The organism is Micromonospora sp. NPDC005298 (assembly GCF_040607375.1).
Lineage (GTDB): Bacteria > Actinomycetota > Actinomycetes > Mycobacteriales > Micromonosporaceae > Micromonospora.
The window spans coordinates 569868-588126 of the sequence record NZ_JBEXGP010000001.1; the positions used below are offsets into that span (position 1 = coordinate 569868).

At 71.0% G+C, this 18259-nt stretch carries 17 protein-coding genes; all 17 read left to right on the forward strand.

Annotated elements, in window-relative coordinates; translation table 11 throughout:
- Positions 1-47: 47 nt before the first annotated feature.
- The 17 genes from paaC to nuoH all read left to right on the forward strand — a co-directional run bounded on the left by paaC (position 48) and on the right by nuoH (position 18259).
- The gene (paaC, locus tag ABZS77_RS02815; protein ID WP_354816100.1) at positions 48-773 is read left to right on the forward strand and encodes a 1,2-phenylacetyl-CoA epoxidase subunit PaaC; all 726 of its coding nucleotides are present in this window, start codon (positions 48-50) and stop codon (positions 771-773) included.
- Positions 770-1246, forward strand: a complete 477-nt coding sequence (paaD, locus tag ABZS77_RS02820) for a 1,2-phenylacetyl-CoA epoxidase subunit PaaD (protein WP_354816103.1) — start codon at positions 770-772, stop codon at positions 1244-1246. Before paaC ends, paaD begins: the two co-directional genes overlap by 4 nt.
- The gene (gene paaE, locus ABZS77_RS02825) at positions 1243-2352 is read left to right on the forward strand and encodes a 1,2-phenylacetyl-CoA epoxidase subunit PaaE (protein WP_354816106.1); all 1110 of its coding nucleotides are present in this window, start codon (positions 1243-1245) and stop codon (positions 2350-2352) included. Before paaD ends, paaE begins: the two co-directional genes overlap by 4 nt.
- A gap of 84 nt (positions 2353-2436) precedes the next feature.
- Positions 2437-3222 carry a hypothetical protein gene (locus ABZS77_RS02830; protein ID WP_354816109.1) on the forward strand — a complete coding sequence of 262 codons (786 nt, stop codon included), beginning with the start codon at positions 2437-2439 and terminating at the stop codon, positions 3220-3222.
- A gap of 76 nt (positions 3223-3298) precedes the next feature.
- Entirely contained in the window at positions 3299-4489 is a 1191-nt protein-coding gene (gene mqnC / locus ABZS77_RS02835) for a cyclic dehypoxanthinyl futalosine synthase (RefSeq protein WP_354816112.1), read from the forward strand.
- A 412-nt stretch (positions 4490-4901) separates the two neighbouring features.
- Positions 4902-6122, forward strand: a complete 1221-nt coding sequence (locus tag ABZS77_RS02840; RefSeq protein ID WP_354816115.1) for an LPXTG cell wall anchor domain-containing protein — start codon at positions 4902-4904, stop codon at positions 6120-6122.
- A gap of 136 nt (positions 6123-6258) precedes the next feature.
- Complete coding sequence (locus ABZS77_RS02845; RefSeq protein ID WP_354816118.1) at positions 6259-6969, forward strand: demethylmenaquinone methyltransferase; 711 nt, start codon at positions 6259-6261, stop codon at positions 6967-6969.
- A gap of 70 nt (positions 6970-7039) precedes the next feature.
- Positions 7040-7264 (forward strand): hypothetical protein, encoded by a 225-nt coding sequence (locus tag ABZS77_RS02850; protein WP_354816121.1) that lies wholly within the window; start codon positions 7040-7042, stop codon positions 7262-7264.
- Between the two features lie 139 nt (positions 7265-7403).
- Complete coding sequence (locus ABZS77_RS02855; RefSeq protein ID WP_354816124.1) at positions 7404-8681, forward strand: geranylgeranyl reductase family protein; 1278 nt, start codon at positions 7404-7406, stop codon at positions 8679-8681.
- A 135-nt stretch (positions 8682-8816) separates the two neighbouring features.
- Positions 8817-9182, forward strand: a complete 366-nt coding sequence (locus tag ABZS77_RS02860) for an NADH-quinone oxidoreductase subunit A (RefSeq protein WP_007454588.1) — start codon at positions 8817-8819, stop codon at positions 9180-9182.
- A 14-nt stretch (positions 9183-9196) separates the two neighbouring features.
- Complete coding sequence (locus ABZS77_RS02865) at positions 9197-9874, forward strand: NADH-quinone oxidoreductase subunit B (protein ID WP_074316038.1); 678 nt, start codon at positions 9197-9199, stop codon at positions 9872-9874.
- Positions 9871-10608 carry an NADH-quinone oxidoreductase subunit C gene (locus tag ABZS77_RS02870; protein ID WP_354816127.1) on the forward strand — a complete coding sequence of 246 codons (738 nt, stop codon included), beginning with the start codon at positions 9871-9873 and terminating at the stop codon, positions 10606-10608. The genes ABZS77_RS02865 and ABZS77_RS02870 overlap by 4 nt, the downstream gene beginning before the upstream one ends.
- Positions 10605-11930, forward strand: coding sequence for an NADH-quinone oxidoreductase subunit D (locus tag ABZS77_RS02875; protein ID WP_354816130.1), 1326 nt, complete (start codon positions 10605-10607; stop codon positions 11928-11930). Before ABZS77_RS02870 ends, ABZS77_RS02875 begins: the two co-directional genes overlap by 4 nt.
- Positions 11927-13090, forward strand: coding sequence for an NADH-quinone oxidoreductase subunit NuoE (nuoE, locus tag ABZS77_RS02880; RefSeq protein WP_354816133.1), 1164 nt, complete (start codon positions 11927-11929; stop codon positions 13088-13090). The genes ABZS77_RS02875 and nuoE overlap by 4 nt, the downstream gene beginning before the upstream one ends.
- Positions 13087-14403: an NADH-quinone oxidoreductase subunit NuoF gene (gene nuoF / locus ABZS77_RS02885; RefSeq protein WP_354816136.1), complete on the forward strand. Its 1317-nt coding sequence runs from the start codon at positions 13087-13089 to the stop codon at positions 14401-14403. The genes nuoE and nuoF overlap by 4 nt, the downstream gene beginning before the upstream one ends.
- Positions 14403-16910 carry an NADH-quinone oxidoreductase subunit G gene (locus tag ABZS77_RS02890; protein ID WP_354816139.1) on the forward strand — a complete coding sequence of 836 codons (2508 nt, stop codon included), beginning with the start codon at positions 14403-14405 and terminating at the stop codon, positions 16908-16910. Before nuoF ends, ABZS77_RS02890 begins: the two co-directional genes overlap by 1 nt.
- Positions 16907-18259 carry an NADH-quinone oxidoreductase subunit NuoH gene (gene nuoH / locus ABZS77_RS02895; protein WP_354816142.1) on the forward strand — a complete coding sequence of 451 codons (1353 nt, stop codon included), beginning with the start codon at positions 16907-16909 and terminating at the stop codon, positions 18257-18259. Before ABZS77_RS02890 ends, nuoH begins: the two co-directional genes overlap by 4 nt.

Consider the following 18259-nt stretch of genomic DNA (forward strand, 5'->3'; position numbering starts at 1 on the left):
ACCGGCCAGCTCAGCAACGCGGCCGTCGAGCGCAGCGAGGTGACGGCGTGAACGGACCCTTCGACTTCGCTCTCGGCCTCGGTGACGACGCGTTGGTCGCCGCGCAGCGGCTCGCCGAGTGGACGACCCGCGCACCGGAGATGGAAGAGGACATCGCGCTCGCCAACATCGCCCTCGACCAGCTCGGTGCGGCACGCCTGCTGCTGTCGTACGCCGGTGAGCTGGAGGGCGCCGGCCGCGACGAGGACGCGCTGGCGTACCTGCGCGACGACCGCGAGTTCCGCAACGCGCTCCTCGTCGAGCTGCCCAACGGCGACTTCGCGGTGACGATGGCGAAGCTGTTCTTCCTGGCCGCGTACCAGCTCCCGCTGTACACGGCGCTTGCCGGCTGCGCGGACGAGCGGCTGGCCGCGATCGGCGCGAAGGCCCGCAAGGAGTCGGCGTACCACCTGGACCACGCCGCGCTGTGGGTGAAGCGGCTCGGTGACGGCACCGAGGAGTCGCACCGCCGCATGCGGTCGGCGGTCGACGAGGTGTGGCCGTACACCCATGAGCTGTTCGCCGCGGACCCGGCGGCGCCCGTCGACCCGGCCACCCTGCGGCCGGCGTTCGACGAGACCGTCGACGCGGTGCTGACCGAAGCGACGCTGACCCGGCCGGAGAGCGCCTGGGCGCCGGCCGGCGGACGGGCCGGCGTACACACCGAGCACCTGTCCTACCTGCTGGCCGAGATGCAGGTGCTGCACCGGGCCCATCCCGGGGCGACGTGGTGACCGACGCGAGGACGGCCGCCGCGGGCGTGGTCGACCCGGAGATCCGGGTGGTCACGATCGACGAGCTGGGCATCCTGCGGGCGGTCGAGGAGGATCCGGCCAGCGGCCGGGTCACCGTCACCATCACCCCGACCTACACCGGCTGCCCGGCGATGGACGTGATCCGGGCCGACATCCGCCGGGCGCTCGCCGCCGCCGGCCACGCCGACGCCGAGGTCCGCACGGTCTACAGCCCACCGTGGAGCACCGACTGGATCTCCGAGGGTGGGCGGGCCAAGCTCGCCGCCGCCGGGATCGCCCCGCCGGAGCCGGTACGCGCCCCCGGCGTCGTGTCGTTGACCCTCGCGGTCCGCTGCCCGCAGTGCGGCTCACCGGAGACCGAGCAGGTCAGCCGGTTCGGCTCGACCGCCTGCAAGGCGCTGTGGCGGTGCCGTTCCTGCTCCGAACCCTTCGACCACCTGAAGGCGCTGTGACTGTCACCATCACCCGCCCGGTTCGCCGCCGGCCGGTCTTCCACCCGCTGTCCGTCGCCGCCGTCGACCGGCTCACCGACGACTCCGTCGCGGTGACCTTCGCCGTACCCGAGGAACTGCGGGAGACCTTCGCGTTCCGCGCGGGCCAGCACCTCACCGTGCGCCGGGTGACCGACGACGGCGAGGACGTGCGCCGGTCGTACTCGATCTGCTCCACCCCCGACGACCTGGCCCGGGACGGCCGGTTGCGGATCGGGGTGCGGGAGGTCCCCGGCGGCGCCTTCTCGGCGTTCGCGTGCGGGGCGCTGCGCGGCGGCGACACCGTCCAGGTGCTGCCCCCGCTCGGCACCTTCACCACGGACTTCGCGCCGGACCGCGTGCGGCACTACGGCGCGGTCGTCGCCGGCTCCGGCATCACACCGGTGCTCGGGCTGGTCGCGACCGCCCTGGCCGTCGAGCCGGCCAGCACCTTCACACTCGTGTACGGCAACCGCACGGCGAACACGGTGATGTTCGCCGAGGAGCTGGCCGACCTGAAGGACCGCTATCCCACCCGGCTGCACCTGGTGCACGTGCTGTCCCGGGAGCAGGGCGAGTCGCCGCTGCTCTCCGGCCGGATCGACGCCGAGCGGCTGAGCCGCCTGCTGGACACCATCGTGCCGGGCGACGTCATCGAGGAATGGTTCCTCTGCGGCCCGTACGGAATGGTGGTCGACGTCCGGGACGTGCTGACCGGGCGCGGACTGCCCGAGTCGGCGGTACGCACCGAACTGTTCCACGTCGACGCCCCGCCCGAGCCGGTGCGCCGGCCCGTCGACCAGCCGGGCGCCGGCACCGAGGTCACCATCGTCCTGGACGGGCGGTCGTCGAGCTTCACGATGGGCCGCGAGGAGCGGGTGCTGGACGCCGCGCTGAAGGTGCGCGGCGAACTGCCGTACGCCTGCAAGGGCGGTGTCTGCTCGACCTGCAAGGCGAAGGTCGTCGACGGGTCGGTCACGATGGCCCGCAACTACGCCCTGGAGCCCGACGAGTTGGCCGCCGGCTACGTGCTGACCTGCCAGTCGAGCCCCACCACCGACAGGCTCACGGTCGACTACGACGCCTGACACGGGCGGCGGCCACCGGCCCTCGATCGACAGAAGTCGGTGAATGCTCTGTGGCTCCGCGTGTCACCATGATGCATGGCTCGTATGCCACGATCGACGATCGTCATCCTGGTCGTGTCCGCAGGCGCCCTGGTCCTGGTGGTGTTCCTGGGCACCCAGGGCCTGGACCGGGCGAGCCTCTGGGCCGGCGTCCTGGGGCTGTTCCTGGCGATTTTCGCGTTCAGCGGGCAGGTGTGGAGCACCTGGCTCGCGCCGGACGCGACCGGACGCCGTCATGCGCCAGACGCGACGCGGGCGACGGACGCGGAAGCGGGCGGCACCGGATCGAGCGGTGCTGTTGAGGCGGATCTGTCCGACGAGCGCCCGGACCCAGGGTGGCACCGTCCAATCCGTATCCGGGCACTCTCCGTCGCCGCGGCGGTGGTCTGTGTCGTCGTGGCGGTGGTGCTGGTCGTGGTGGTTTTCACCGAGGAGGACGACGGAGGCGGACACCCCGACTGGGTCCAGGTGCGGACCGGTGAACGGCTGGTCCTGGCCGACGGTCAGACCTTCGACCTCGACACCGGTTCCGTCGGCGGCGAGGACGCGCCGGAGGGGGATCTGCTGCTGTCCCAGCGCGCCGACCGGTTGGGCGCGCGGGAGCCCGGTGAGCTGGCCGTCGTCCTGCCCGGTCTGCGCCACGACGTGCGACGGTGCCTGGATGCCACGAACTGGGACGGCACGATCGACGGCTTCCACGACCTGCGGCGCGGGACGGAACTCTGCGTGCGAACGGTCGTCGGCGCCTGCGCCATGATCACGATCGAGGAGCCGCCGGACGTGGTGACGCGGGTGTTCACCTTCCGCTACACGCTGTGGGAACGTCGATAGACCGGTAGATGGGGCATCCGTCACCCGGGTGCGGTGCCTGGTGCGGGGCGACCGACGGGCGACGTAGGCTCGGGACGTGACGGTGAGCCGGGAGATCGACGACATCCTGCAGCGCGGCGCGGACGGCGGGCGGATCACGCCCGAGGAGGCCCTGCTGCTCTACACCGAGGCGCCCTTCCACGCGTTGGGCGAGGCGGCGGACGAGGTGCGCCGGCGGCGCTACCCGGACAACGTCGTCACCTACCTGATCGATCGCAACATCAACTACACGAACGTCTGCGTGACGGCGTGCAAGTTCTGCGCCTTCTACCGCGCGCCGAAGCACTCCGAGGGGTGGACCCACCCGACGGAGGAGATCCTGCGCCGGTGCGGCGAGGCGGTCGAGCTGGGCGCGACCCAGGTGATGCTCCAGGGCGGGCACCACCCGGACTACGGCGTGGAGTACTACGAGGAGTTGTTCTCCTCGGTCAAGCAGGCGTACCCGCAGCTGGTCATCCACTCGATCGGCCCGAGCGAGATCCTGCACATGGCCAAGGTGTCCGGGGTGAGCCTGGACGAGGCCATCGCGCGCATCAAGACCGCCGGTCTGGACTCGATCGCGGGTGCCGGCGCGGAGATGCTGCCGGAGCGGCCGCGGAAGGCCATCGCGCCGCTCAAGGAGTCGGGCGAGCGCTGGCTGGAGGTCATGGAGCTGGCCCACCGGCAGGGCATCGAGTCGACCGCCACCATGATGATGGGCACCGGTGAGACGCACGCCGAGCGGATCGAGCATCTGCGCATGATCCGTGACGTGCAGGACCGTACCCGCGGTTTCCGGTCCTTCATCCCGTGGACGTACCAGCCGGAGAACAACCACCTCAAGGGCCGCACCCAGGCGACCACCCTGGAGTACCTGCGCCTCGTCGCGGTGGCCCGCCTGTTCTTCGAGACCGTCCCGCACCTCCAGGCGTCCTGGCTGACCACGGGCAAGGACGTCGGGCAGCTCTCCCTGCACATGGGTGTGGACGACCTCGGCTCGATCATGCTGGAGGAGAACGTGATCTCCTCGGCGGGCGCGCGGCACCGCTCCAACCTGCACGAGCTGATCGGCATGATCCGCTCGGCGGACCGGATCCCCGCGCAGCGGGACACGCTCTACAACCGGCTCGCCGTGCACCACACGCCGGCCGACGACCCGACCGACGAGCGGGTGGTCTCGCACTTCTCCTCGATCGCCCTGCCGGGCGGCGGGGCCGGCCGGTCGCTGCCCCTCGTCGAGGTCAACTGACCCGGCCGTTCGGCTGACCGGGGCTCGTGCTCCCGCCCGACCACGGTGGCCGGTACGGGTCGTCCCGGCCGTCGCAACGTCCGGCTGTCCCGTCCGGGGCTGGTGGAGATGATCGTCGGCGGCTAGCGTCCCGGCTCGTATCCGTCGCCACCGTGGATCGACGAAATCGGCGCGACCCTGCTGCTGGCGGATGGTCTGGTGGTCCTGGTCAGGGCTGTCCTCCATCGGCCCGTGAGGGTCGTCCACATAACGCACGGCGGTACGGGCGGGATGGGTCACCATCCCGCCCGTACCGTCTCCCCGGTCCGGACCGGACGGCTGAAAGTGGCCGCGCCGCTGGCGTGGGACATCGACCTCCGATAACGTCCCCCCGGTTCCGCAACCACTGATTTCCCTATCCCCCGGGGGACTGATGACCACGTTCCACCGCTCGGCGCTGGCTCGTGCCGGCGTCGTGGCCCTGCTGGCGGCCGGTGGCCTGGCCACCGTCGCCGCCCCGGCGCACGCCGCCGACCAGGCCGACCTGCTGCTCCACCCGCTGAGCTACCAGGTGGCCAAGGGTGTCAAGGCCGCCAAGGCCAAGCCGTTCAAGTTCCAGGTCGACAACACCCGGAGCACGGTCGACGCCAAGGATGTCCGGGTCACCGTCGAGACGAAGGGCCTCAAGCCCCGCAAGGTCGGCGTGCTCGTCCCGGACGGCTGCGAACTCTCCGGCACGACCATCGACTGCCTGCTCGGCGACCTGGCCGCCGGCACCACCGAGGACTTCGGCATCCCGGTGTTCTCCACGAATGGTCGCGGTGACGCCGGCACGATGGTCGTCACCGTCAGGTCGGCGACCGGCAAGGCGGTCACCGTCAGGCACGACATCACAGTCGTCGAGCGGGGGTACGACCTGACCTCCTGGGTGCAGGACGTCTACGCGGACGTGACCGTGGACGGCGACAAGGCGGCCGAGACCGGCCTCAAGCCGGTCCGGCGCGGTGAGACCGCGCCGCTGGACTGGGCTGTCTACAACGACGGCAGTCGTAAGGCGACCGGCCTGGCGTACGGGCTCAGCCTGCCGGCCGGCGTCACCTTCGCCGAGCTGCCGGAGGGCTGCGTCGAGGTGACGCTCGGCGGCCTCGCGAACGCGTACTGCGAGGACAGCGGCGTGGTGCTGAAGCCGGGCCAGTTCTACACCGCCGACGTACGTGTGAAGATCGGCGCCGACGTGACCGAGAAGGTGCTCCGACCCGGCTTCCTCTGGGCCGAGGGTCTGGACGCCGCCGAGGGCACTCCCGAGGAGCAGCCGCGGGTGGCCACCAGCGCACAGCGCCGGACGTTCACCGAGGTCGACGAGGGGGACAACACCGCGCAGTTCGACGTCTTCGTCGACCTGAGCGCGCAGCCGACCCCGACGCCCACGCCCACCGTGACGCCCACCCCGACCGGCACGCCCACGCCGGGAGCGACCACCTCGCCGGGTGCCGGCGGCGGTGCGGGCGGAGGACTGCCGGTGACCGGTGTGCAGGCCGGCCTGATCGGTGGCATCGGCGGTCTGATCCTGCTCGTGGGTGGGGCGCTGCTGGTGCTCTCCCGTCGCCGCAAGGTCGTCCTGGTCACCCCGGGCGACGAGAAGTCGACCGACTGACGTAGCAGCGACGCGAGGGCGGGGTGGGCGACCACCCCGCCCTTTCGCGTCCCCGGCCGGGCCGTGCCGGTTCCCACACCCGGGGGTACGCGGACCCAGCGGTCGACCGCCGGGGCGTGGCTGGCAGAGTGGAGGGGTGAGCCGTACCCCGCAGGGCCAGCGAGCCAGCCTGGACAAGCAGCCGCACGAGGTCGCCGCGATGTTCGACGGCGTGGCGGAGCGTTACGACCTGACCAACACCGTGCTCTCCTTCGGCCAGGACCGTTCCTGGCGTCGGTCCACCCGGGCGGCGCTCGGGTTGCGACCGGGCGAGCGGGTGCTGGACGTCGGCGCGGGCACCGGTGTCTCGACGCTGGAGCTGGCGCAGTCCGGGGCGTACGCGGTGGGTGCGGACCTGTCGCTGGGCATGCTGTACGCGGGCAAGCGGTCCCGACCGCAGGTGCCGTTGCTGGCCGGTGACGCGCTCCGGCTGCCGTTCGCGGACGCGAGCTTCGACGCGGTGACCATCTCGTTCGCGTTGCGCAACGTCAACGACACCGACGCGGCCCTGCGCGAGCTGGCCCGGGTGACCCGCCCCGGTGGGCGGCTGGTGGTGTGCGAGTTCAGCACCCCGGTCAACCTGGCCTTCCGGACGGTGTACCTGTCGTACCTGATGCGGTCCCTGCCGGCGGTGGCCCGGACGGTCTCCAGCAACCCGGATGCGTACGTCTACCTGGCCGAGTCGATCCGGGCCTGGCCGGACCAGGCCGCCCTCGCCGGGCGGGTCGCCGCGGCGGGTTGGGGTCGGGTGGCGTGGCGCAACCTGACCGGCGGCGTGGTCGCCCTGCACCGGGGAGTCCGCGAGTAGGTCCGCCATCCGGCGCAGACAATTCGTGAATATCCGGCTTTAGTCCACTTTGCCCCGTACGCTCGTTCGCATGACCGGAGCAGACCGGGCGGACCCGGTGGCCGCCACCGACGACGACGCGGCCGAACTCATCGCGCAGCTCCGCGCGCTGGCCGGCGCCGACCCGACGGAGGTCCGGCAGGTGGTCGCCGAGGTGCTGGCGGCGCTGGACCGCGCGGCCGGAGGCGCGCTGCGCGAGCACCTGCCGGAGACCATCCGCGTCGACGCGGGTCTGGACGCGCCCAGTCCGGCCTGACACCCGACCGCTGTGGACGGTCCTCGACTGTCACATCGGCGAGTTAGGTACCCCTGATCCTGCGCTGGTATGACGCCGGTCATACACTCGTCCCGTCTGGCTTGTGAAGCATTTCACGAGCGTGCGGGAGGAGGCGCGAATGACCGCGGTGGAACATGACGCCGACGTCATCGTCGTGGGCGCCGGTCCCGGTGGATCGGCGACGGCGTACCACCTGGCCCGGCACGGAGTCCGGGTGCTGCTGTTGGAGAAGACCGAGTTCCCCCGGGAGAAGGTCTGTGGCGACGGGTTGACCCCGCGCGCCGTGCGCCAGCTCGTCCGGATGGGTGTGGACACCTCACCCGAGGCCGGCTGGCTGCACAACAGGGGCCTGCGGGTCATCGGTGGCGGCGTACGCCTGGAACTCGACTGGCCGGAGCTGGCGAGCTTCCCCAACTACGGGCTGGTGCGGACCCGACTGGACTTCGACGACCTGCTCGCCCAGCGTGCGGTGGCCGCAGGCGCGAAGCTGCGCACCAACGTCAACGTCCTGGGCCCGGTGCTCGACGGCGACGGCCGGGTCACCGGTGTCGAGGCGGAGGTGGGTCCCGGCAAGGAGCCGACGACCTTCCACGCGCCGCTCGTCGTGGCGGCCGACGGGGTCTCCGGTCGGTTCCCGCTCGCGCTCGGGTTGGCCAAGCGGGAGGACCGGCCGATCGGCGTGGCCGTCCGCCGCTACTACCGCTCGCCGGTCAAGCACGACGACAACTACCTGGAATCGTGGCTGGAGCTGCGCAGCAAGGACAGCGGCGACAACCTGCTGCCCGGGTACGGCTGGATCTTCGGTCTCGGTGACGGGCGGGTGAACGTCGGCCTCGGCGTGCTCAACTCGTCCTCCGCGTTCGGTAAGACCAACTACCGCCGGCTGCTCACCGACTGGCTCGCCAACACCCCCGCCGACTGGGGGATGACCGACGAGACGAACGCCGACGGCCCGATCCTCGGCGCCGCCCTGCCGATGGGCTTCAACCGGGTGCCGCACTACACCCGCGGGGTCATGCTCGTCGGTGACTCCGGCGGCATGGTCAACCCGTTCAACGGCGAGGGCATCGCGTACGCGATGGAGTCCGGCGAACTGGCGGCGGAGGTCGCCGTGCAGGCGCTCGCGCGGCCGGCCGGGCCGGAGCGCGAGCGGGCGCTGATGGCGTACCCGAACGAGCTGAAGGCCCGCCTCGGCGGCTACTACCGACTCGGCGGCATTTTCGTGAAGCTCATCGGCCGTCCGGAGATCATGCGGATCGCCACCAAACACGGCATGCCCCACCCGACGCTGATGCGTTTCGTGCTCAAGCTGTTGGCCAATCTGACCGACCCGCGTGGCGGGGACGCGATGGACCGGGTCATCAACGCGATGACGAAAGCCGCGCCAGCTGTGTAAGTAGGACGGCATCGGTGCTGGTCACAGCCCCGACGCCGACAAAGATCGACCCCCGCCGGCAGCCACCGCGAGGGACGTGAATAGTGTGATTTTCGTCAAGCACCGAGGGCAGGGAAGGACGAGCAGGAGAAAACGATGTCGCTCTCGCCTTACGCACCGATCATCGGGCTGTTCGCCCTCGCCGCGGCGTTCTCGCTGTTCTCCGTTGGCGCCGCCCGCTTCGCCGGTCCACGTCGTTACAACAAGGCCAAACTCGAGGCTTACGAGTGCGGCATCGAGCCCAGCCCCCAGCCGGTCGGCGGCGGGCGGTTCCCGATCAAGTTCTACCTGACGGCGATGCTCTTCATCGTCTTCGACATCGAGATCATCTTCCTCTACCCCTGGGCGGTCTCGTTCGACGCCCTGCCGATCTTCGGCTTCGTGGAGATGGTCCTGTTCATCGTCGCGGTCTTCGTCGCGTACGCCTACGTGTGGCGTCGCGGCGGCCTGGACTGGGACTGAGGAAGGAACGTCAGATGGGCATCGAGGAGAAGCTTCCTGCCGGCGTCCTGCTCACCTCGGTGGAGAAGCTGGTCAACTGGTCCCGGAAGTCGTCCGTGTGGGGCGCCACCTTCGGCCTGGCCTGCTGCGCCATCGAGATGATGGCCGCCGGTGGTCCGCACTACGACATGGGCCGCTGGGGCATGGAGGTCTTCCGGGCCTCGCCCCGGCAGGCCGACCTGATGATCGTCGCCGGTCGGGTGAGCCAGAAGATGGCGCCGGTGCTGCGGCAGATCTACGACCAGATGGCCGAGCCCCGCTGGGTGCTCTCGATGGGCGTCTGCGCCAGCAGCGGCGGCATGTTCAACAACTACGCGATCGTGCAGGGCGTCGACCACGTGGTGCCGGTCGACATGTACCTGCCCGGCTGCCCGCCCCGGCCCGAGATGCTCATCGACGCGATCCTCAAGCTCCGCGAGAAGATCATGTACGAGCCGCTCGGCCCGAACGGCCGCAAGATGCTGGCGGCCCGGCAGGAGCGCGGCGACGTCCCGGTCGTCCCCTACGGCTCCATGCCGTCCTCGTACCGCAACGACAAGGCCCGGCGTGCCGAGTGGACCAGGGCGGTCCGCGAGGGGCGCGAGGAGCAGTTGCGGATCGAGAACTGGATGAACGCCCAGAACCACCTCCACGCGCACAGGGGCCCGAAGTGACCGCACCCAACGACAGGAACAACGACGGCGGCGTGCCGCTGCCGGTGGTGCCGGCCGGCGCCTCCAGTGGCGCCCCCGCCGAGTTGCCCCCGGCCAGCCCGGCCGGCCGGGGGATGTTCGGCAACCAAGGCTCCGGTGACGTGTCCGGCTACGGCGGCCTGGTCCGCCAGCGCCAGCCCATCGAGGAGGCCGCCCGCCCGTACGGCGGCTACTTCGACGAGGTGCGCGACGCGCTGGAGGAGGCGTACCCGGCCTTCGGCGACGCGATCGAGAAGGTCGTGGTCGACCGGGGCGAGCTGACCCTGCACGTACGCCCCGAGCGGATTGCCGAGGTCTGTCAGGTGATGCGCGACGACATGGCGCTGCGCTTCGAGCTGTGCTCCTCGGTGTCCGGTGTGGACTACCTCGGCGCCGACGAACGCCGGCTGCACGTCGTCTACCAGCTCACCTCGATGACCTACCGGCGGCGGGTTCGGCTGGAGGCCGCGGTCTCCGTCGAGGCCCCGCACCTGCCGAGCGTGACGGCGGTCTACCCGACCGCCGACTGGCAGGAGCGCGAGGCGTACGACATGTTCGGCATCGTCTTCGACGGCCACCCCAACCTGACCCGGATCCTCATGCCGGACGACTGGGAGGGCCACCCGCAGCGCAAGGACTACCCGCTCGGCGGCGTTCCCGTCGAGTACAAGGGCGCGGAAATCCCACCGCCGGACCGTAGGAGGTCCTACCAGTGACCACGTCGAACTACGCGACCGAGCGCGAGACCACCGAGGGTCGCGTCTTCACCGTCACCGGCGGTGACTGGGACACGATCGTCTCGGGCACCGACCCGATCAACGACGAGCGCATCGTCGTCAACATGGGCCCGCAGCACCCGTCCACGCACGGCGTGCTGCGGCTGATCCTGGAGCTGGAGGGCGAGACGGTCCGCGAGGCCCGTTCCGTCGTCGGCTACCTGCACACCGGCATCGAGAAGAACCTCGAGTACCGCAACTGGGTGCAGGGTTCGACGTTCGTGACCCGGATGGACTACCTCGCGCCGATCTTCAACGAGACGGCGTACGCGCTCGCGGTCGAGAAGCTGCTCGGGATCACCGACGACATCACCGAGCGGGCCACCACCATCCGGGTGCTGATGATGGAGCTCAACCGGATCTCGTCGCACCTGGTCTGGCTGGCCACCACCGGCATGGAGCTGGGCGCGATCTCGATCATGCTGTACGGCTTCCGGGAGCGGGAGTACATCCTCGACATCTTCGAGACCATCACCGGCCTGCGGATGAACCACGCGTACGTCCGGCCGGGCGGTGTGGCGCAGGACGTGCCGGACGAGGCGATCGTCAAGATCCGCGACTTCCTCAAGATGATGCCGAAGAAGCTCAAGGAGTACGAGGACCTGCTCTCCGGCCAGCCGATCTGGCTGGAGCGTACGAAGAACGTGGCGGTGCTGGACGTGACCGGCTGCGTGGCGCTCGGCGTCACCGGCCCGGTGCTGCGCTCCGCCGGCCTCGCGTGGGACCTGCGCAAGACCATGCCGTACTGCGGCTACGAGACGTACGAGTTCGACGTGCCGACCCACCCCGACGGTGACGTGTGGGGCCGGTACCAGGTGCGCCTGGCCGAGATCCGCGAGTCGATGAAGCTGGTCGAGCAGGCACTGGACCGGTTGAAGCCGGGCCCGGTGATGGTCGCCGACCGCAAGATCGCGTGGCCGGCGCAGCTGGCCATCGGCGTGGACGGCATGGGCAACTCGCTGGAGCACGTCGCGAAGATCATGGGTCAGTCGATGGAGTCGCTGATCCACCACTTCAAGCTCGTCACCGAGGGCTTCCGGGTGCCGCCCGGCCAGGTGTACGTCGGCATCGAGTCGCCGCGCGGCGAGTTGGGCGTGCACGCGGTCTCCGACGGCGGCACGCGGCCGTACCGGGTGCACTACCGGGAGCCGAGCTTCGTCAATCTCCAGGCCCTCCCGGCGATGGCCGAGGGTGGCCTGATCGCCGACGTGATCGCCGGTGGCGCCTCGCTGGACCCCGTGATGGGTGGTTGTGACCGATGAGCGTTGTTTTCACTGACGAGACGCGGGAGCGGGCGCGCGAGATCATCGCCCGCTACCCGGCGGACCGGTCCCGCTCGGCGCTGCTGCCGCTGCTGCACCTGGTCCAGGCCGAGGAGGGGTACGTCTCCCCGGCCGGCGTGGCGTTCTGCGCCGAGGTGCTCGGGCTGAACAAGGCCCAGGTCGGCGCGGTGGCCACCTTCTACACGATGTACAAGCGCAAGCCGACCGGCGACTTCCTGGTCAGCGTCTGCACCAACACGATGTGCAACGTGCTCGGTGGCCAGGAGGTCTACGACACGCTCTCCGAGCACCTGGGCGTCGGGCACGACGAGACGACCGCGGACGGCACGATCACGCTGGAGCACGCCGAGTGCCTGGCGGCGTGCGACTACGGCCCGGTGATGACCGTCAACTACGACTTCTTCGACGGGGTCGACCCGTCGACGGCGGTCGGAGTGGTCGACGAGCTGCGGGCCGGCGGGCGGCCGATGCCGACCCGTGGCGCGCGGCTCTGCACGCTCAAGGAGATGGCGGTGCAGCTCGCCGGTTTCGCCGACGAGCGCGACGGCGCGGTCGCCGACGGCGGGCCGGGCGAGCCCACCCTGCGCGGGCTGCGGCTGGCCCAGCAGCACGGCGTCTCGGTGCCGGGCTTCGACCCGAACACCCCGATCCGCAGCAAGGCCGAGGCCGACAAGGCCGCCGCCGAGGCGAAGGCGAAGGCGGAGGCCGCCAAGCCGGCGCCCGCCGAGGCCAGCGCGGCGCCGGTCAAGGGTGGCGACGGGGCGTCCGCCCCGACCGGGGTCGCCGAGCCGGCGAAGGCGGAGGCCGCCACCGGCAGCACCGCACCCGACGTCAAGGCGCCGGACGACAAGTCGCCGCAGGTGCGTACCGCCGAGACCCGGCAGCCGGACGCGGGCACCGCGGTGCCGGACGCCCCGGGCACGAAGGTCCCGGCGGACGGCAGCGGCACCGCGCCCGAGGCTGGCGACGCGCGGTCGGCCGAGGCCGCCGGCGTGGCGTCCAACGCGCCGGCCGGCGACGGCAAGCCCGCCGGCGACGAGGCCGGGGCGCAGGAGCGCAACCTCACCGAAGCGAAGGCTGGCACGGACGCCGACGGCGCCGGACCGGCGGACGCGAACGAAACGGGGGCCCAGAAGTGACCACTCCCCGCCCGGAGACGTTGGCCAAGCTGACGCCGGTGCTGACCAAGCGCTGGCTGTCACCTGACGCCTGGCAGATCGGCACCTACGAGCAGCTCGACGGCTACGCCGCGCTGCGCAAGGCGCTCAAGGCACACCCGGACGACCTGATCCAGCTGATCAAGGACTCGGGGCTGCGCGGCCGTGGCGGCGCGGGGTTCCCCACCGGACTCAAGTGGGGCTTCATCCCGCAGGGCGACGGCAAGCCGCACTACCTGGTGGTCAACGCCGACGAGGGCGAGCCGGGCACCTGCAAGGACCTGCCGCTGATGACCCACGACCCGCACGCGCTCGTCGAGGGCGTCATCATCGCCTCGTACGCGATCCGGGCCAGCCGCGCCTACATCTACATCCGGGGTGAGGCGGTGCACGCCGCGCGGCGGCTGCGCAACGCGGTGCAGGAGGCGTACGACAAGGGTTACCTCGGTCGGAACATCCTGCGCAGCGGCTACGACCTGGAGCTGGTGGTGCACTCCGGTGCCGGGGCGTACATCTGCGGCGAGGAGACGGCGCTGCTGGACTCGCTCGAGGGTTTCCGGGGGCAGCCCCGGCTGCGCCCGCCGTTCCCGGCCACCCACGGCCTGTACGCGAGCCCGACGGTGGTGAACAACGTCGGCACCATCGCCAGCGTGCCGCCGATCGTGCTCGGTGGCGCCGACTGGTGGAAGAGCATGGGCACCGAGAAGTCCTCCGGGCCGATGATCTACTCGCTGTCCGGCCGGGTCGTCAACCCCGGCCAGTACGAGTGCTCGATGGGTGTCACGCTGCGCGAGCTGCTGGAGCTGGCCGGCGGGATGCAGCCCGGTCACAACCTGCGGTTCTGGACGCCCGGCGGCTCGTCGACGCCGCTGCTCGCCGCCGAGCACCTGGACGTGCCACTGGACTTCGAGGGGGTGGCGGCGGCCGGCTCGATCCTGGGCACCACGGCCACCCAGATCTTCTCCGACCAGGACTGCCCGGTGTACGCGACGTACCGGTGGCTGGAGTTCTACCACCACGAGTCGTGCGGCAAGTGCACCCCGTGCCGCGAGGGCAACTACTGGATGGTCCGGGTCTACCGGCGGATCCTCGCCGGTCAGGGCACCCACGAGGACCTGGACACCCTTCTGGACACCTGCGACAACATCCTCGGCCGTTCGTTCTGCGGCCTCGGTGACGGCGCGACCAGCTCGGTGACCTCGTCGCTGAAGTACTTCAAGCAGGACTACCTCGACTACATCGAGGGACGTACCGCGCCGAAGCTGTCGGACAAGCAGCTGGTGGGAGCCCACTAATGACCGACGTAGCCAAGCAGACCGAGACCGTCACCCTCACCATCGACGGCGTCGAGGTCACCGCCCCCAAGGGGACCCTGCTGATCCGGGTCGCCGAGCAGATGGGCACCGAGATCCCCCGGTTCTGCGACCACCCGCTGCTGGCTCCGGCCGGCGCGTGCCGCCAGTGCCTGGTCGAGGTGGAGGGGCAGCGCAAGCCGGTCGCCTCCTGCACCCAGACCGTCGCCGACGGCATGGTCGTCCGGACGCAGCTCACCTCCGACGTCGCCAAGAAGGCGCAGGAGGGGGTGATGGAGCTGCTGCTGCTCAACCACCCGCTGGACTGCCCGATGTGCGACAAGGGCGGCGAGTGCCCGCTGCAGAACCAGGCGATGTCCACCGGCCGCACCGACTCGCGCTTTCACGAGCACAAGCGGGAGTACGAGAAGCCGATGGCGATCAGCAGCCAGGTGCTGCTGGACCGCGAGCGGTGCGTGCTCTGCCAGCGGTGCACCCGGTTCTCCGAGGAGATCGCCGGCGACAAGTTCATCGACCTGATGGGCCGGTCGTCCGCCGAGGAGATCAACATCTACCGGGACGACGCGTACGGCGAGGAGGGCGACGCCGGTGACGTGCCGTTCAACTCCTACTTCTCCGGCAACACCGTGCAGATCTGCCCGGTGGGCGCGCTGACAGGTGCCCAGTACCGCTTCCGGGCCCGCCCGTTCGACCTGGTGTCCAGCCCGAGCGTCTGCGAGCACTGCTCGGCCGGCTGCGGGCAGCGCACCGACTGGCGGCGCGGCAAGGTGCTGCGCCGGCTGGCCGGCGACGAGCCGCAGGTCAACGAGGAGTGGAACTGCGACAAGGGCCGCTGGGGCTTCCAGTACACCCGCGCCAACGACCGGCTGACCAACCCGCTGGTCCGCGACGAGCGCACCGGTGAGCTGCGGGAGGCGTCCTGGAGTGAGGCGCTCACCGTGGCCGCCGAAGGGCTGCACGCGGCCCGCGAGGGCGGGCAGGGCACGGCGGTGCTCACCGGCGGTCGGTTGACCGTCGAGGACGCCTACGCGTACGCGAAGTTCGCCCGGGTCGCGTTGAACACCAACGACATCGACTTCCGGGCCCGGCCGGTCTCCCGCGAGGAGGCCGACTTCCTGGCCAGCTCGGTCGCCGGCGTCACCGACGTGACGTACACCGACGTGGAGAACGCGCCGGCCGTGGTGCTGGTCGGCCTGGAGCCGGAGGAGGAGTGCCCCATCCTCTTCCTGCGACTGCGCAAGGCGTACCTGAAGAAGACCCTGACGGTGTACGCGCTGGCGCCGTTCGCCACCCGCGGCCTGGAGAAGCTCGGTGCCAAGCTGGCCCGGGTGGTGCCGGGCGAGGAGGCCAGCGTGCTCGCCGAGCACGCCACGGTCGCCGAGGCGCTGAGCGCGCCGGGCGCGATCCTGATCGTCGGCGAGCGGCTGGCGAGCGTCCCCGGTGGGCTCTCGGCCGCCGCGAACGTGGCCCGGCGTACCGGGGCGAAGCTGGCCTGGGTGCCGCGACGCGCGGGTGACCGCGGCGCGGTCGACGCGGGCTGCCTGCCCAACCTGCTGCCCGGTGGCCGGCTGGTCACCGAGCCGGCCGCGCGTGCCGAGCTGGGCGAGGCGTGGGACATCCCGGCCGGGGTGATCCCGAGCCAGGCCGGGCGGGACACCGACCAGATCCTGGCGGCCGCTGCCAACGGCCAGCTCGGCGCCCTGGTGGTGGGCGGTGTCGACCCGGCCGACCTGGCCGACCCGCGACTCGCCGAGGCCGCCCTGGACGCCGTGCCGTTCCTGGTCAGCCTGGAGCTGCGCGCCAGCGCGGTGACCCGGCGGGCGAACGTGGTCCTGCCGGTCGCGCCGGTGGTCGAGAAGGCCGGCAGCTTCCTGGACTGGGAAGGCCGGCTGCGTCCGTTCGAAGCGGTGCTGAACACGGCCGCGATGACCGACGGTCGGGTGCTCGACGCGCTGGCCGCGCTGCTCGACGTGCGGCTCGGCACCGCCGACGTGCCGAGTGTGCGTCGGGAGCTGGGCTCGCTGCCGGCCACCCGTACGTCCCGGCCGGCGGCACCGTCGGTGTCGCCGGGCGCGGTGCCGCACCCGGGCGCCGGGGAGGCCGTGCTGGCCACCTGGCACCAGCTCGTCGACCTGGGCACCCTGACCGACGGCGACGAGCACCTCGCCGGCACCGCCCGGCCGCCCGTCGTCCGCCTGGGCAAGGGCACCGCCGAGGCGCTCGGTGTGGTCGACGGCGACGCGGTCACGGTCGGTACCGACCGGGGCGCGCTCACCCTGCCGGCCGAGCTCACCGAAATGCCGGACGGCGTGGTCTGGTTGCCGACCAACTCTCCCGGTTCGACCGTGCGACGCAGCCTCGGGGCGACGTCCGGCGCGGTCGTCCGGATCTCCGTCCCCGCACCGAGCGCGGCCGTACCGGCCGGGCGGGTGGCGGCCGACGAGACCGGTCTGCCGGGTCCGCTCCTCAACACCGGGGGTGCCCAGTGAGTCCGTCAATCCTGGCCCAGGACCCGACGCTTGCCGACTTCGGCCGGGATCCGTGGTGGCTGGTCCTCGGCAAGATCGTGTTCGCGTTCGCGTTCGGTCTGCTGGCCACCCTGCTCGGTGTCTGGTTCGAGCGGCGCGTGGTGGGCTACATGCAGGTGCGGCCCGGCCCCAACCAGGTCGGCCCGTTCGGCCTGCTGCAGACCCTCGCCGACGGCCTGAAGATGGCCTTCAAGGAGGACATCCTGCCGAAGGCGGCCGACAAGGTCGTCTACTTCTTCGCCCCGACCATCTCGGTGATCTGCGCGGTCACCGCGCTGTCGGTGGTGCCGTTCGGCCCGATGGTGAGCATCGCCGGTCACCACACGCCGTTGCAGGTCACCGACGTGCCGGTGGCGGTACTGCTGCTGCTGGCCTGCTCCTCGATGGGCGTCTACGGCATCGTGCTCGGCGGCTGGGCCTCCGGCTCGACGTACCCGCTCCTCGGCGGTCTGCGGTCGAGCGCCCAGATGATCTCCTACGAGGTCGCGATGGGGCTGAGCATCGTGGCGGTCTTCATGACCGCCGGCACGATGAGCACCAGCGGGATCGTCGCCGCCCAGGGTGACGCCACCCAGCTCAGCATCTTCGGCACCGAGATCCCGGCGCCGGGCTGGTACGCGATCCTGCTGCTGCCCAGCTTCATCATCTTCTTCATCGCCACCGTGGGCGAGACCAACCGGGCGCCGTTCGACCTGCCCGAGGCCGAGTCCGAGCTGGTCGCCGGCTTCATGACCGAGTACAGCTCGCTGAAGTTCGCGCTCTTCATGCTCAGCGAGTACGTCGCGATGGTGACCATGTCCGCGGTCACCACCACGCTGTTCCTCGGCGGTTGGCGGGCACCCTGGCCGATCACCCTGTGGGAGGGCGCCAACTCCGGTTGGTGGCCGATGCTGTGGTTCTTCGGCAAGGTGATCGCGCTGGTCTTCGTCTTCGTGTGGCTGCGCGGCACGCTGCCGCGGCTGCGCTACGACCAGTTCATGCGCTTCGGCTGGAAGGTGCTGCTGCCGATCAACCTGGTGTGGATCCTGGTCCTGTCTGGCCTGCGCTCCATCGAGGACTGGGACTCGCGCGGCAAGCTCATCGCGGTCGGCATCCCGGCCGGCGTGCTGCTGATCGCCACCCTGTTCTGGCCCAACCGCCGGCCGCAGCCGAAGCCGACCACGCAGGAACAGGTGGACAACCGGCCGTACGGGAGCTTCCCGCTGCCACCGATGGATCTACAGGTACCACCGAGCCCGCGTATCACGCGCGTGGTCGCCGAGCGGGAGCCGGCCAACATCGTCGCCGGCTCGGACTCCAGGGAGGTGTGA